The organism is Verrucomicrobiia bacterium (genome assembly GCA_035495615.1).
In the GTDB taxonomy this organism is placed as follows: domain Bacteria; phylum Omnitrophota; class Omnitrophia; order Omnitrophales; family Aquincolibacteriaceae; genus DATJFP01.
This window is the reverse complement of record DATJFP010000089.1, coordinates 21,586-38,485: the sequence shown is the minus strand read 5'-3', so window position 1 is coordinate 38,485 and position 16,900 is coordinate 21,586. Positions and strand designations below refer to the sequence as shown.

At 62.6% G+C, this 16,900-nt stretch carries 5 protein-coding genes; all 5 read right to left on the bottom strand.

Annotation, left to right across the window (positions count from 1 at the left end; genetic code table 11):
- Nucleotides 1-71: 71 nt before the first annotated feature.
- The 5 genes from VL688_11425 to VL688_11405 all read right to left on the bottom strand — a co-directional run bounded on the left by VL688_11425 (nt 72) and on the right by VL688_11405 (nt 16,821).
- Nucleotides 72-1,256: a fibronectin type III domain-containing protein gene (locus VL688_11425; protein ID HTL48657.1), complete on the bottom strand. Its 1,185-nt coding sequence runs from the start codon at nt 1,254-1,256 to the stop codon at nt 72-74.
- Nucleotides 1,257-1,263: 7 nt separating this feature from the next.
- The gene (locus VL688_11420) at nt 1,264-7,959 is read right to left on the bottom strand and encodes an Ig-like domain-containing protein (protein ID HTL48656.1); all 6,696 of its coding nucleotides are present in this window, start codon (nt 7,957-7,959) and stop codon (nt 1,264-1,266) included.
- The gene (locus tag VL688_11415) at nt 7,959-14,243 is read right to left on the bottom strand and encodes a putative Ig domain-containing protein (protein ID HTL48655.1); all 6,285 of its coding nucleotides are present in this window, start codon (nt 14,241-14,243) and stop codon (nt 7,959-7,961) included. Before VL688_11415 ends, VL688_11420 begins: the two co-directional genes overlap by 1 nt.
- 22 nt (nt 14,244-14,265) lie before the next feature.
- Entirely contained in the window at nt 14,266-14,928 is a 663-nt protein-coding gene (locus tag VL688_11410) for a PEP-CTERM sorting domain-containing protein (GenBank protein HTL48654.1), read from the bottom strand.
- A gap of 198 nt (nt 14,929-15,126) precedes the next feature.
- On the bottom strand, nt 15,127-16,821 hold the full coding sequence (locus tag VL688_11405) for a GspE/PulE family protein (GenBank protein ID HTL48653.1): 1,695 nt from the start codon (nt 16,819-16,821) through the stop codon (nt 15,127-15,129).
- Nucleotides 16,822-16,900 lie beyond the last annotated feature (79 nt).

Genomic DNA, 16,900 nt, shown 5'->3' with positions numbered 1-16,900 from the left:
ATGCGGGATAGGGGAAAATATCGTTTCCTCTTGAGAGAATGGAGGAATCGCGGAAAAGCCGGAACGCCGGATTACTGGCGGGGGCTTTCGGCGGGACCCGTGCCTGACGGCGCGGTGGCGGAACTGTTCTGGCGGAGCAGGATTTTGTCGGCGCGGAAACCGTCTTCGCGCATCCAGAGGTGGATCGTGTGAAGGCCCGGCGAATGCACGACGAGCGTGGCCGCGGCGCCGCTCGTGGTTTTATTCTTCCACGTCCAGGCCGCGGGAAAACCGTCCATGTTGGACGCGGATGCCGGTCCGGTGCCGTCGATGCCTGCATGAACGGAATCGTCGGCTGTCGTCGGGCCCGCGCCGCGGATCCAGACGTAATAAGTGCCGGTCGCCGTGAAAAGCACGTTGTAGACCAGCTCCGGGCTCTGATTCACGTAGGAAGAAAGATTCGCGCCGCTGTTGGGCAGCGCGGTCGCGTACCTGCTTCCGGAAGCTCCGGACTGCGCGCTTTCCAGCACCCAGTCTTTTCCGGCGCGCGGTGTCTTCACGTCGTAATGCTCGGCTTCGATGACCACCTGGCCGCCGGATTCCGCGAAGGCCGGCGCCTTGGTCGTGAAAGAAAGAACGTTCGAAGCCGCGAGATTTCCCGCGATGTCGGCCGAGCGCGCGCTGTAATAATAAAGCTTGCCGGGCGCGAGCCCCGTCAGCGTGACTTTATGCGCGGTAAACGGCGTCGTGTTGACGGTGGTCGTTTGCGCCGGAGGCTGGGAAAGCCCGTAGGCCGCGCTGGAATCCGCGGCTTCGTCGGTCGTCCACGTGATGTCCGCGCCCGTCTGGGTGATGTTCGTGACGTTGACGGCGCTGAGCACTGGCGCTTTGTTGTCCGTCATCCAGCGAACGTAAATGTCCACCGAGTCCGCGCTGTCGCCCTGCTGGACGCGGGGCTTGTGGGTCGGGTCATTCAGCGTGAGGCGCATCAGCACTTGCTCGGCTTTGTCCTGCGTAAAGGTCACGCCGCCGAAAGGCGTCGAAGGAACCGCGAAGGTTCCCAGCGTGGCCTGATAAAGCCGGACTTCGAGGGTCGTCGGATTTTTCAGCGTGGCGTCAAAGGCCTGCGGCCCGCTGGAACGCAGCTTGAGCAGGAAATTATTCTGGCCAAGATCGATTACCTGCGCGTCCGAGACCACCGCTGTATCAGCATAGGCAAGCGGCGCGGCCGCTGCGAGCACCAGTCCCAAGCTGAAGAGAAAAGTTTTTCTGTTCATGTTAGTTTTACCCGCCCGCATTTTGCACGGAAATCGATTTGAGGGTGAAGGCCTTATTGCCGGTGCGCTGGTTGCCGGGCTTGCCGGGCAAGAGCTGCAATACGGAAACTCCCGTGCCCGCCGGAGCCTGGAACTGCACCGTGAATTGGCCTCCCTGGATGGCGAAGGCCTTGAGGTCGAACCCGTCCGGAGAAGCCGTGCCGTTGGTCACCCCGCCGCCCGCGGAACCGATGCAATTATTGGTCTCCGGGTCGCGGAAGCAGACGGCGGAGGCCGTCACCAGAACCTTCGCGCCGTCGGGTACGAGATTGCCGGAAGTGTCGCGGATGTTGGAGACAACATAACTCGCGGTGCCGCCCGGCGTGACCTGGCCGGGTCCCGTAACGTCCGCGGATTGATACCCCGCCAGCGTCACAGGCGCCAGCGTGAAAGCCCTGTTGCCGATGCGGCTGCCATTGGGCTGCGAGGGCAAAATCTGGACGTTGGCCAGCGCGGCCTCGCGCGCTTCGAGCGCGATGGGCGCGGCCGAATAGGTAATCTGCGTGCTGCCGCTTTGGACCGTATGCGCTTTCAAGTCGAAACCATCCGGCGAAGCGGTACCAGTCGTAATGGCGCCGCCGCGGGAATCGACGCATGTATTGTCCGTGGGATTGCGGAAACAAAATGCTCCCGCAGTCGCCACGACCTTCGAGCCGTTCGGGACATTGTTGCCCGCGGCATCCTTGATATTGCTGAGCGTGATCACCGAAAGATTCGCGCTATTGTCCGCGAAGACCGAGGGCGGAACCACGGAAACCTGCGCCTGCTGAATCGAAGACAAGGCCACAGGCACGACGGCAAACGCATAATCGCCGAGGCGGCCGCCATTGGGCTTGGCCGGCAGCACCTGAATCCGCGCGGTCTGGACGTCCGGAAATTCCAGCGCGACAGAAGACGGATCGTACGTGGCCGTGATCTGACCGCCGGACACGACGTGGACCTTGAGTCCGAACCCGTCGGGTGACGCCGTCCCGGTCGTGATCAAACCGCCGCGCGAGTCAATGCAGCTGTTGTCGGAAGGATTGCGGAAGCAATGGCCTTCGGCGGTGAGGACCACCTGGGCGCCATCGGGCAGAACGTTACCGGAAGTGTCGCGAATGTTGGTCAGGGTGATGGTCACGCTCTTGGAACTGCCGTCGGCCACGACCGCCGTGGGATTCGCGGAAGAGATCGCCGCCTGCACTCCCGCGGCCGCGAAAGGAACGGCAACGATCGCGTAATCGCCGATGCGGCTGCCGTTGGGTCTCGACGGCAGCACCTGCACGTTCACCGTGCCGGAGTTGAGCGTCTGCATGCCCACGCCCAGCGCGCTGTACGTCACCTGGGTCTGTCCGTTCTGGATGTCATGGACCTTGAGGCCGAAGCCGTCGGGAGAATTCGTGCCGCTGATGATGACACCGCCGGCCGAACCGATGCAGGAATTGTCCGAGGCGTTGCGGAAGCAGTGCGCTTCTGCCGTCACGACGACTTTCGTTCCATCCGGCACCGGATTCCCGAGCGAGTCCTTGAAATCGCTGAGCGTGACGATCACGCGGTTGTCTCCCGTGTCCGCATACACCGACGATGCGGAGCTGACCGTGGGCGACTGGGCGGACGAAAGCGTGACCGGCGTGAACTGGAACGCATAGTCGCCGATGCGCGAACCGTTGGGACGCGACGGCAGGAACTGCAGGTTCGCGATGGCCGTGTTGGGATAAGGAAGCGTCGTGCCTCCCGGGCTGTACTGGACTTCGGCCTCCCCGCCGGCAAGGACGTGCCTGCGCAGTCCGAAACCGTCCGGCGAAGCATCGCCGCTCAATAGGCTTCCGCCCGCGGAACCGATGCAGCTGCTGTTGCTCGCATCGCGGAAGCAATGCGGCTCCACGGTCACGACAAAAGGCGTGCCGTCGGGAACGGGCTGGCCCGCGGTGTCGCGCGCGCCCGTGAACGTGACAGTCAAGATTTTTTCCAGGCCGTCGGCGACGACGGAGGTCTGGCTGCGCGTCGTGCCCACGGATTCAAAGGAAGTCAGCGTGACCGGCGTGTAGGCCAGCGCCGTGTCGGAGGTCCGGCTGCCGTTCGAATTGGCCGGAAGAACCTGAATGTTCGAGATGTCCAGGCTCCAGGCGTTCAGCGGCGCCGAGCTGCCCGGATCATAGACCACGTCGATGCGGCGGTTCTGCACGGTAAAGACCCGTAGGCCGAATCCGTCCGGCGAATTCCCCTCGCCGTTCGTGATCGAGCCGCCGTGCGAAGCGATGCAGCCGCTGGTGCTGCGGTCGCGGAAGCAGTGCGCTTCCACGGTCACCGCGACTTTGGAACCGTTCGGATAAGGATTGCCCGCGAGGTCGGTCAGATTCAGGATCGTGACGGCCTGCGAGCGGCTCTGTCCGTTGGCCATGATGCTGCGGAAGCCCGAGATCACGCCCGTATTGTTCGGGCCGGCCACGAGATAAATGGCCGCGGTCTTGTGCCTGCCCGCGGATTCGCCGAGATCGAGGTCGACCGTCCGGCTGCCCGCGGTGAGCAGCGAGGTCAATTCGATGACCTGGCCCGAAGCTCCAATGTTGGAGAAAGCGCCGCCGTCCACGCGTGCGCGCAGCTGGCCGGTGTAACTGAGCGGCGCGAGCACGTCGGGCGCACTCGAAAGGTAAACCTTGTCCCCCGCGCGGAAGTCGATCGTCGGGCCGGACAAAAGCAGTTTCGCGCCCGCGGAAGCGGCCACGTCGACCGCCGGCGTGATGAGGAAGCTCTTGGCGAGCCTGCCATAGATGACCAGCGCGGCGTCATTGCTGACTTTGCCGTTCACTTCGACGTTCACGGGACCGCTCGTCGCGCCCGCGGGCACGACAACGGCGAGCTCGTCCTGGCGCGCGGACTGGACCACGGCTTGGATGCCGTTGACGCGCACGAGGTTGTCGCCGGGCACGGCCGCGAAATTTTTACCGAAGATCGTGAAGATGTCCCCTTCGCCGGCTTTCGCGCGGTCAAGCTGCGTGATCTCCGGCGGCGGCGTGGTGGCGTCGGGGATGTCGACCGAGATCGTCACGTCCGCGGTAAAGCCCTGATGCTGCACCGTGATCGTGGCATCGCCATTCGCGACCGCGGTCACAAGACCGTTCGCATCGACCGTGGCCACGTCCGTGTGGTCGGAATCGTAGTCAACCGCGCTCTGCGGCGAACCGGTCGTGCCGTCGTTGAAATTCACGGTGATGTCCAGCTGGCGCGTCTCGTCTTTCGAGGTGAAGAGAATCGCGTTCGGCGACACGCTGATGCCCGTGGGCGCGATCGGAGCGACCGTGACCGAAGTCTGCGCCGGCGCAAAACCCGCGACGGACGCGCTGATCACGGCATTGCCCGTGCTGATGGAAGTGACAAGGCCGCTCGCGTTCACCGCGGCCACGGCAATGTTGGTCGAACCAAAAGCCACGCTGCCCGCGGGAATCGGCGCCGTGCTGCCGTTGGAATAAGAGCCGATCACGCTGAGCTGCCGCGTCTTGTTCAGGCCGAAAAGCGTGAAGCTCGTGGGATCGATGGAAACGCCGGTGAGCGTCACGATGTTGACGGTCACATTGACCTGCGCGGTCTTCGTGCCGACTGTCGCCGTGATCAGGGCATTTCCGTTGGCGATGTCCGCGACGCGGCCGTCGGCGTTCACGGTGGCGACCGCGGTATTATTGGAAGAGAACGTGGCCTGCGAAGTGATATTGGCCTGCGCGCCGCCCACGTAAAAACCCGTGACCGTGATCTCCTGGGAATCGTTGACGGCCGTGAAGGTCCGCGACGACGGCGAAACCGTGATGTGGTCGAGGACCGGCGCCGCCGGCACCACGACGTTCGTGGGATTGCTGCCGGTCAGCGACTGGCTCAGATTAAAAGCGATGAGGCGGATCTGGTCGCCGGATTGGGCGGCGAGCGCGATTTGAAAAGCTCCCGCGCCGTCGGCAAAAATGCTTTCCTGCGTGCCCTGGGTCAGGTTCGAAATGTCGATGCGGGCATTGGCCACGCTCGTGCCGGTAAGCGTCACCTGGCCGTTCACCGGAAACGTGATGTTGGTCACCTGCGGCGCGGCCGGAGGCGGGCCCGGAGGCGGCTCGGCCACGACCTTGAATTCGAGGACCGAGTCCGGATCGTTGAGATCGTTGGAAACACCGGCCTTGTTCGTGGCCTTGAAGATCAGTTTGTGATTGCCGAGCGAAAGGCCCGTGGTGTCCAGGTCAAAGGGTTCGGTCGACAGGGCGACAGGCGTTCCGGCCGTATTGTCCAAAAAGAAAGCGACGCCCTGGATGCCCGTAGGGTCGGCCGCGGAGCCGTTCACCGAAAGCGGCTTGCCGACCACGTATTGCTGCCCGTCGATGGCGCCGCCGAAATCCACGATGGGCTCGTTGGGATTGGCCGCGAGCTGGAAGCCGAAAACATCCTGGCCCGTCTGCCCGAGGCCGTCGGTGGCCACGGCGCGGATCGTGTGCGCGCCGAGGGTTTTGCCGAGCGTGTCCACGGTCACCGAGTAAGGCGCAACCGTGAGCGTTGCAAAGGGAGTGGACGCGGCGTCGAGATAATAATCGACCTGCTTGACGCCGCCGGTCAGATTTTCCGGGACGAGCGTGAGTGAAATGCCGTACAGGACGGGGGCCGCGGGATCGTTCGGCAGTTGGACCGTCGGCGCGGCCGCGTTCTGCGCGATGACCGCGGCGATCGTCGCGTTCTGGCTGTTGCCCACGTTGTCGAAGGCCGTGGCTTTGAACTGATAAATGTGGCCGGGGGTCAGGTTCGCGGAGTCCACGGAGAAAATAATCGGGCCGCTCTGTTCGGGGAAAACGGTTTTTTGGTCGATCAGCTCGTAAGCAGGGACGGCATCGTCCGTGTCCTGCATGCGCAGCTCCACGCGCGCGACGTGCGTGCCCTGGTCGGAAGCGTAGGCGTTCAGCCGGATGATCTGGCCGGGCAGGACCTGCGACGGATTCACCGGCGGCTCGATCGAGAGCGTCACCGTGGGCGGCGTGATGTCGTTGGTCGGGTCGGTCGTCGTGAATTCGCTGGTCCACGGGCTCACGAGCTTGTTGCCCTGGAGATCGAAAATGTTGTCGCTGATCTGGATCGTATAAGTCGTGTTGCCTTTCCAACGGTTGGTGATGCCGTCGAGCACTTGGAAGATCGCGGCCGTGTGGTCGCCCAGAGGCACGATGCGCAAGTTGCCCGGAACCGCGGCTCCCTGGTCGTCCAGCACCTGGATCGTCGAGAGATTGATCGTGCTTTCGTTCATCTTTTCGTTGAAAATCGCGACGACCGGCGCGTCGATGCCCACGCCGAGCGCGTTGGCGGCCGGAAGGACCGACATCGTCGGGATTCCGTCCGGGGATTTGGCGATGCTTCTCTGCCCCACGATACACCCCTGGTTGCCGACATGGACCTGCAGGTCGATGTTCTGGTCGGCTACGGCAATGCAGGACGTGATCGGGCCGGTGACGTGCGGGTTGATCATGAAGCTTTGCCGCGTCGATTCTCCGGGCATCAGGTGCCCGATGTTGCGCACGGCGCTGCCTACGATCGGCAGGCACACGGGATTGCCCAGCGCTTCGTCGTACGTGCAGTCGACCAGGTTTCCGTCCGCGCCCACGTCGAGCTCGAAACTGGTGTAAAGCGCGGGCGTATCGCCCACGTTCTGGATGTCGACGATAAGCTCATACGGCACGTCCTGGACGACCGCGGGCGGATGGATGACCTGCACGCGGAATTCCGGCGGGCCTTTGACTTCGACCGTCGTGTCCGCGCTGCCGTTGAACGGAATGATGACGTCGTCCGGAATGCCGCCGCCGATGATGGTGCCGCCGAAATTGACTTTCACGCCGCGCACGCCGATCTCGTCGCCGCGGATGATAAATTCGCGCTCTTTCTGGCCGGGCGTTTCCCCGTCGCCGGGCAGGATGTCACCGAACTGCACGATGCCGTCCTGCGGGAGCGTGCTCGAAAGCCCGCCGTCCGGAAATTCGATGTTGGCGGTCACGTCATGCAGCGTGAAAATGCCGGAGGTGTTCATGAGGAGCAGGCGCACGCTGTAAAATTCCTTGAGCGTCTTGATGCGGCCTTCGATGATGAGGACGCCGGGAATCGGCGGCGCGGGCGGCTGGCCCGGAATCGGCGGAGGCTCGACTTCGAAAACCACGACTTCCGGCGGATTGGGGTTCGACCTTCCGTCGCCCGGGTCGCTCTTGGGCGCCACGTCTTCTTCCCCCATGTCTTCCTGAAGGCCGCGGACCATGGGAACGTCGATGCCGACTTCGCGCCCGCCGATCGTGAGCACGATCTGAAAAACGGAAACGTTGAAGTTGGACGGATCGTCGATATCGATCACGCCGTCATTGACCAGCTGCTCGATCTGCTGCACCGTGAGCGGCGTGGACTTGATCTTGGAAACCACGACCGACTGAAGGCTGATCTGCGTGATCAGGACTTCCTGGCTCTGCTCCTGGCTGCCGTCCTTGGCCGTCACCTTGAAGCGGTTCACGCTGTTGCTGCGCAGCGGCACGTTGACGAGCGTGAACTTGCCGTCATCGCCCGTCGTCAGAGGCCCCTTCTGGGCATCGCCGGTGAGCGTGATCTGCGCGGCAAAGGCCGGCGCAGCAGCCAGGAAAAGCCACGCGCCCAGCAAAGCGGCAAATTTTTTGTGGAAGAGGCGCGTCCTCATCAGGTGACAGCCTCCGTCAAAATGGTGGCGCCGGTCGACGAAAGCACGATCGAACGCTCCTGCCACGTTTCCTGGCCCGCGGCGTCGGTCACCTTGATGCGCACGATAGAGCGCATGGACGCCAGGTCGTCCTTACTCGGCACGATGCGGAAGGTGTCCGCGATCCCGTCTTTTTCGATCTTGTCTTCCACGCTGTAGCGTTTGATCACCGCGTCTTGCAGCAGGTTCAGGCGTCCCACGATCGGCAGCGGAAGCGGCAGCACCCCGCCGTAAGTGGAAACGTAAAGGACCGACTGCGGATGCATCGAGAAGCTCTCGAGCTCGATGTCGCCCGGCTGCACCAGATTCGCGGCAATGCGGTAAGCGTTTTGAGCCATCCGGATATCGTCGTCGATGAACGCCTGTCCGCTCTGCTTGCTCGCCAGGACCGCCGCGCGCAGCTTGTCCCAGGTCATCATGTAAATGTCGCCGCGTTCGAAATCGGCAAAATAAAAACGCCCCTGTTTGTCAAAGGCCATGCCCGACCAGCGCCGGCCGAACTGGCTGATGACCGGCACCAGCGTGTAGTTTTCCGACGCGCCCGTGCGCAAGACGGCATAAATGGTGTTTTCGTCGGAGATCAGGATCATCTTGTCGCCGCCCGTCTGCGCGACCGGATTGTCCGGGTCCGGGCCCATGACCATGTCGGTCGGCCCCGTAAGCTGGAGCCGCGCGTCGACGACGATGTCCTGGCCGACGAGGTGGTTGCGGTTTCCTTTGGATTCCGCGTAATAGCTGGGCTTGGTGTCGGCCAGGCTGGTGTAGATTTTCAAGATGCGCTTCCGGCCGTCGATGATGTCGAAGTCCGCCGCGTAGAGGTCGTTGGTCGTGACGAGCGTCCCGGTTTCCGACTGTGTCAGATAGGAAGAGCCCGCGACGAGCGCGACGGGATTGGCCGGCCGCGCAAGCTGGATCATCATCGAATAATAATTGATGGCGCCCATGAGTTCGCGCGTCAGCGGGAACTGGCCGCGGCCGGTGGTACTGTTGATCGTAAAGCGGAAAATGCGTCCTCCGAACTTCTCGGCGCTGGCCATGTTGACCGAATACAGGCGCCCCAGGAAATCCGTGGTCAGGCCGCCCGGAGGAAACCCGGTGCCGGCCACCATGCGCACTTCGTGTTCGCCGGGATACTCCACGGCGAAGACGCCGTCTTTGCTGCTGATCTTGAACGCGCGGATGACCGCGTTCGCCTGCCCGAAAAACGGATAAGGTTCGATGGGCGGAGGAAAAATTTCGGTTGGGGCCGCGGCCGAAGAGCCGGTTTCGAAGCACGACTCGGAAAATTCGCTGCCCAGCACCTTGATGCTGTCCATGAACGTGACGAGCGTCGTCGAATGCCCGAGCACGGCGCCGCCCGTGCCGACGATGCCGTTCACGCCGCCTTCGAAAACAGGACTGAGGCCCGCCGGACGGTCGATCTTAGGCGCCGTGCTGGAAACGCCCGGCGGAAATTCCGTGGACGGCAGCGGCCGCGACAGCTCGCCCAGCTTCTGAAGGTTGCGGAGGCGGAATTCCTCGTTCTCGATCTCCTGCGGCAGCGCCTGCGAACGGAGGCCGGTTTCCGTGATGTCCGACTTGAAAGTTCCCATGACCGTGTCGAGCTCCGTGTTCGACAAGCCCGTCTTCAGGCTCATGCCTTCGCGCATGAGCTCGTAATTCACGTTGCCGATGTTCAGGTCGGCACCCGCGCGGCGCGGGAAAAAAGCCTCGTCTTCGGCCTGGCCGCCGGGCGCGAGGCTGGAGGCTCCGCCTTCGAAAACAAGGCCGGCGCTCGTAATCGGATCGCTCTTGCGGTTGACGGCAAACTCGAAAGTGTGGTTCTGCCGGAGCGCTTCTTCGGCGGCATCGGCATTCGCGGGCGTAATCGTAAAGGGCTTGGTTTCGGCGACACCGAAGCGGTCCGGAAAACGGCGCGTGGGCAAGTTCACCGTTTCTTCGGGGGATTCGCCGCGCTGCACCGCATAGACCTTCTGCGTAAAATCCCGCAAGGCGTCGTACTGCGATTCGAAATTGGCGCGCTCGACCTTGACCTGGCGGTAGGTCTCGAACGTTTCTTCCACGAGCTTGACCTGCGCGGCCGTGGGATCCACGCCGTAATATTTCTGGAAAATCTGCTTCGCCACCTGCCCGGCCTTCACCTTGCCCTGCGCGTTGGCGTCGCCCCCTTTTACCGAGAGCGTCTGGAGCGCCTGCCTTTCGGCGGCATCGGTGATGTCCTTGGTCAGCTTGAAAGCATTGACGTTTTCGTCAAAAAACGGCTTGTCCGGCATGACGAGCTGCGCCTGCGCCTTGCGCAAGTTGGCGAGGTTCTGGTTCACTTCCTTGATTTCGTCGTCATAGACCGTCTGGCGGATATTGTCCCTCACCTCCGGCAGGCGCTGCTTGTACTTGTCGGCGGTGATGTCGATGCTTCCCATCGCGACGCTGACATTTTTCTGCGGCAGCCCCCCGCCGAGATCCACCGACTGGGGAAGATTGTCCGGCCTCCGGGCCTTGGCGAATTCCGCCGCGTCCAGCTTGCCGTCGGCATTCTTGTCCAGAGGATTGAACGCCAGATGGCTGCCGAAACCGCCGCGCTGGAATTCGTCGAGCGTCAGCAGGCCGTCCTCGTTGCTGTCGAAGAGTTCCATGCCCTCGACGAGCGGCTGCTTTGCATTTTTGAGGTGCTGGAAGCTGCGGATGCGGAAATGATTGCGGCCGGGTTTCAGCATGGCTTTCGGCACCACGAAACGCAGCGGGCCGGTGGGCGGATCCTTCTCATTCTGAGGGCTCGACGGATCGGCCTTGGCCTCGATGGGGATAAATTCCGCCTGGCCGAAATTCGGCGGCGCGCAGCTCGGGAAGCGGTAGAGATGATACGCCAGGTCTTTATGCAGGGTATTGGGCGGATTTTCCTTCGGCTGGTTGAACTCGGCCTGGCTGCGGTTGAAATTGATGACGTAATTCCCGTTGTCGTCGAGCGCCGAATTGCGGCCTTCCGGCGGAGGCGGCTCGAAACTCGCCGCGACCAGCGCCACGTACCAGCCCATCACCAGCTTGTTGAAAAGAATGGCCGCGCTGCCCGCGGCGTAAGCGGCCGCGACGACCAGGGCCCCGCCGACCGCGCCGGCGACGCCGCCGGTCATGCCGATCGTGAAGCCAATAAAGGCCTGCATCGCCATGGCGATGAAAGCGCTGAAAAGCCCGCCCGTATTCGCTTCGGCGATCGCGTTCGCGCCGATCTGGCGGTAAACCTTCGTGAACGTGCGGCGCGCGCTGAGGTCGCCGATGTTGCAGGGAATCTGGGCCGTGTTCTTGCAGGAATCGTTGTTGGGCGCGGCCTGGGCATTCGCATCGGGCATTCCGAAATTGAGCATCACCAGTCCGAGGCCGCCGAGCCCGCCGCCTCCCCCGCTGCCGCCCGACGAAGCGCCTCCAGCCGGAGGCGGAAAACGCGGCGGCGGCATGAGCGCATCCGCGTCGATGTTGTTGGCTTTGAGCATTTCATCCACGGAATTGGCGAGTGCCGTCTGATTGTAGACGAGGAAGCTGGTGGAAAGCAGGAACACCTGGAAGCGGTTCAGGCGCGTGCCCGCGGTCAGGACGGGCGCCGTGGCCTGCAGTCCCGTGCCTTCATTGAAAAGGACAATCGCCATGGCCGAATCCGGATTCGAGGGGTCGGCCCAAGCTTCGTCGACGGCTTTTTGCAGGCCCTGGATGAAATTTTCGAGCGTAAATCCCAGCGGGAAAGAAAAGGCCCCGGCAAGAACCGAATGGAATTCTTCGAGCGTGAAAACTTCGCCGTGGATGAGGGAGTTGGCCTGCGCAGTGACGCCGTCCTGGGTCAGCGAAAGATCGCCGAAGCCTTTGATCTTGGGATTCAGCTGCGCGCCGGATTCGTCGAGGACGCCGGCTTCGATGCCGCCGACCGCGAGGAGCGTGTCCTGCACGACGGCCCGCGCCTCTTCCAGCGTCAGATTTCCATTCTTGTTGGTCACGCCGCGGTCGAGCACGCTGGCGAGAGTCGCCGCGCGCGGCAGCGAACCGCCGAGGCTGAACGGCACCGCAAGGGCCTTGAGGCCGATCGGGTCCGCGAGGTCGAGCGCCTGGCCCGCGCCGAGCGTCAGGTCGACTTTGCCGACCGTGTAATTGTCCCGCAGGATGAGCAGCGTATGGTCGCCCGTCGGCGCGTTGACGAGATTGAACTTTCCGTCCGCGCCGGTGGTCGTGGAAAACGCGGTGCCGTTGATCGTGACTTTCGCGCCCGCGAGCGGCTGCGTGGTGAAAACGTCGATGACTTTTCCGCTGACCGAAGTCACGCCGTCGCCGACCGAGAACGCGACAAGCGACGGAACGTCGAGGCCGTTGTCGGTCATGCTCACTTCGCGCGGGCCGGACGCGGCGTTGCCGTCGACCTTGACTGTCGCGCGCGCCGTGACCGGCGAGAGGATTTCGAGCGTCTGCACCGCGACGCCTTCGCCGAACGAGGCCGACGTGGTTTCCTGTTTGAAATCCGTGCCGGTGGCGGTGATGTCGATCTGCTTGGTTTCGCCGGCGGCGGTAAAAGCCGGGCTCAGTCCCGTCACGAAACGCAGCGTTTCGGGAGGCGGCGGCAGCCCGGGCTGTCCCGTCACATTTCCAGTGATGGGCAGCGCCGCGTTGAAGGTCGGGTTCGGAGTCTTGTCGACCACGAGTTTGAGGATCGTCGTGGGCGGCGCCACGTCCTTGACCGTGATGGCCACGACGGTCTGCGAGGTTTCGATGCCGTCTGAGACCTGGAACGTGACCGGATAAACGCCGGCCTGCTGGTAACTCGGATTGAAAATGAACTGCTGCGTCACCTGGCTGAAGAAAGCGTTCGGCAGCGAAAGGCCGGGCGCCGAAAACGTGAGCGGGTCGCCGTCCGGGTCGGTCGCGCTGACGACAAACGAAAGCGACGCGCCTTCGTTGACGCTCTGGGCCGGAATGGCCGCGAGCTGCGGCGCCGCGTTCACGGCCGCGTCCTTGATGACGTTGATCGTCACGACATTGCCGACGTGCTGTTCCCCTGCTCTGGCCTCGAACAGGACCGTGTGCGTCCCGGCCTGCCCGCCGTCCGGCTTGAAGATAAAAGACGGAGGCGTGACCTCCGAATGGTCCGGCAGCGGGTCCGCCGAGAAAAGCGCCTTGGGAAGATTGGCCTGCAGCGGAATAGTCAAAGTTTCGCCGGCCTTGACCTGATACGTGCCTTTCGGCGAAGTGAGCTGCAGCGGCGTGCCGTCGTAAACCGTGAGGTTGAAGCTCTGCTCGTCGAAAGCGCCTTCCGGGTCCGTGGCATCGACCGTGATTTTTTTGGTCTGCGCCGTGCCGGGCGTCCAGCGGAGCAGGCCCGTGGCCGGATCCAGCGTCATCCCCGTAGGCGGCGCGGACTGCAGCGAAAACCGCAGCGGTTTGCCTTCGGGATCAAAGGCGTCGACGTCGTAAAGAAATTCCTGGCCGGCCCTGGCCGAGGTCGCGGGAACGGACTCGATCGTCGGCGGTAGATTCAGGTCCTGCACCGCGATATTAAAGGATTGCGTGGCCGAGGCGCCCGCAGGATCCGCCACTTTCACCACGACCGGGAACGATCCGTTTTGATCATCGGCAGGCACCCAGGTCAGGCTGTGCCCGGAAACTTCGGCACCCGCGGGCCCGCTGACCAGCGAGAAGACCAGCGTCTCCGGAGCATCGTTGGGATCGGAAGCCGTCATCTCATAAAGGTAGCCGAGCTGCTTGGTTGCCGTCGTGACCGCCGTCGACGTGAAAACCGGCGGCGGGTTGTTCGTCGAAATCGGCACGACCACGACCGGCGAATAAACGCGGCGGACCACGCGCTCGAAAGCCGCGGACGTCTGCAGGCGCAGCGGCGCGGTTTCCGTGAAAGGCCCCTTGAACGTGAATTTGTTGTCGTTGGCGACGGCGTCGCCGCCCGTCCCGTCGTCTTTCATGGGACCGTAGGTGCGCACGATGCGGTTCTGCGCGTCGAGCTTATAAAGGTAGACGCTCGTCTTGATGACGTTCGGATCCCCCGCCGCGGTCGTAATCTGGGTCGTCACGGTAAGCTGGGTCGCGACGTTCGAGACAAGGCTGGACGGCGAAGCGATGGGTGAGCCGACAGAAGGCGCGGCCAGAAGCTCCGCGGGAGAAACGACGAGAAGAGAAGTCGCGGTGAAAAGGAGGACGGTGAAAAAAGAAATGGCCCGTTTGAAACCACCACCGCGGGGGAAATGAAGACGGACTCGCAAAAGGATCTCGGTCGTTTACGGGTTAACGATTGCTTTTAAGCCTTGAGCCCATGCCCAGAGCCGCCAATCCAAGAGTCAAAAAAATCAGGGACGAAGGTTCCGGAACCAGCGAACCGCCTGGGGCGAAGCGCCCGGTGAACGTAAAATTATCGAGCGTAAAGTTGCTGCCCTGGCCGCCCGACGCGAGAAGCGACGAAATCGGGCCAATCCCGGAAAAAGACAGGAGCTGCGGGCTTCCCAGGTTTTCGAAAAGCGTGAGCGTGGCCAGCGGATTCAGAGGATCGCCGGGGCCGAAAGCCGAAAGCGTCAACGGATCGCCGGATTGGCCGAAGTCCGCGTACGTGAAGTAACCTCCGACGTTGAGATACGGATACGGCGTGAAGGTAATCGTCATGGGGCCGGTGACGTCCGGAAACCCGTCGTTGTCCAAGTCGATTTCGTTCGTGATGAGCGTGGTGCCGGAAGTCGGCGGAAAATCGATTTCGTTCAGCGTGCCGTCGGGAGGAATGACACCGGCCGTCGCGTTTTGAAACGTGACGCCGAGCCCCGCGTACTGATTCGTCACGGGAGTGAAATCGGCCAGACCTTCGAAATCAAGAACGGCGGCGGAAGCGTGCGCGCTCGAAAAAAGCCAGAGCGCCATTCCGGTCAGAACGGCATGAGTAAGACGTTTTGAAGCGAACATGAAGAACTCCGGGAAAAGGAATTTGTAAATCCGACTCAGGCTGAGTGGATGGCAGAGAGTCGCAAAATTTTATCATAAGACCCGTCGCCGCGGGACTGGAAAAATCAGCTTTTCATAAAAATTTACGCATCGTGCGGCGCACAAAAAGGCGTGTCGATTTTTTTGAACACACGCATTCCGCTGTCATTTATGTAAGGTTTATCGGACAACGCGCAGGACTTCGCGCAGCGACGTGGTCCCCTGCCGCGCTTTTTCGAGGCCGTCTTCCAGCAGCGTCTTCATGCCCTTGCGGACGAGCTGCCGCCGCAATTCCGAAGCCGGAATTTTCTGGACCATCAGGTCGCGGACTTCATCGTCGACGAGCATCAGCTCATGGATGCCGCTGCGGCCCATGTAGCCCGTGCCGCGGCAGGAATCGCAGCCGCGGCCTTCGTAAAACGGCCCCTGCTTGAATTCCTCACGCGCGCCTTCGGGAAGGCGGATCTCGGAAGCCGGGATTTTTTCCCGGCAGAACGGGCACAGGACACGCACGAGGCGCTGCGCAATGACCGCGTTCAGGCTGGACGAAACCAGGTACGGGCCCACGCCGAGATCGGTCAGGCGCGCCACCGCTCCGGGCGCGTCATTGGTGTGGAGCGTGGAGAAAACAAGATGGCCGGTCAGCGCGGAACGCACCGCGATCTCCGCGGTTTCCGCGTCGCGGATTTCGCCGATCATCATGACGTCCGGGTCGTGGCGCAGCATGTGCCGCAGGCCGCTCGCGAACGTGAGGCCGATCTTGGGATGCACCTGCATCTGGATGATGCCGCGGAGCTGGTATTCGACCGGGTCTTCCACGGTGATGATCTTGCGTACTTCGGTATTGATTTCGCTGAGCGCCGCGTAGAGCGTGGTCGTCTTGCCGCTTCCCGTGGGGCCGCTCAAAAGGATGATGCCGTGCGGCCGGTCGATCAATTCGCGCATGGCTCCGAGGTGCGCGGCGCCGAGGCCGATGCCGCCCAGATTCAGCAGACGGGCCGGGGAAAGAATGCGGATGACAAGCGCCTCGCCGAACGCGGTGGGCAGAAGCGAAATTCTAAGATCGAGTTCTTCGTTCCCCGCGCGGATCTTGATGCGGCCGTCCTGCGGCACGCGGCGTTCCGCGATGTCCAGCTGCGCCATGATCTTGATGCGCGTGATGATGCCGCCGTGGAACTGACGGATCGCTTCCGGCACGCTCGTTTCCTGCAGCACGCCGTCGATGCGGTAGCGCAGCACCAGCTCGCCCTGGAAAGGCTCGAGGTGGATGTCGCTCGCTCGTTTTTGTTTCGCGTCGAGCAGCAGCATGTTCACCAGCTCACGGACCGAGCCTTCGCCGCTCGCCGTGTCGACGGCCTCGACCTTATCGGATTCAAGGCGCCCCGCCGCAGTCTCGGTTCTCTTGCCGGCCACGAGTTTTTCCACGACCGACGCGCCGATGCCATAATTTTTCTCGATGGCTTCCGCGATCTTCGCCTGCTCGGCGAACGAGACTTTGATTTCCGCGCCCAGGATCGCGCCGAGCTCCTGCACGGATTCGAAATGCGCGAGACTGCTCGCGGCCAGGTGCAGGACGCCGCCCGAAAATTCCAGCGGGAAAACACCGTAGTGATGGACGAATTTGGCCGGCACCTTTTCCAGCACCGCGCGCGGCACGTCGTAAAGCGCGGGGTCCACGCATTGCAGGCCCCATTGCTCGGCCAGCATCTCGAGCAGCCGCGTTTCCGGGAGTCCTCCCTCGCGGAGCAGGACCTGGCCCAGGAGCTCGCCTGTTTTTTTCTGGCTCTCGAGCGCGTCTTCCAGAGCAGCGCCGGATACCCAGCCCTTTTCCACCAGCGCCTCACCCAGTCTGAATTCTTTTATTTTCTTTAACATTATTTCATCCCTTCAAACGTTCAAAGGTTTACATGAATGCAACCGGCCTCATGCATCACGCCTTTGGGACAGGTCTAAA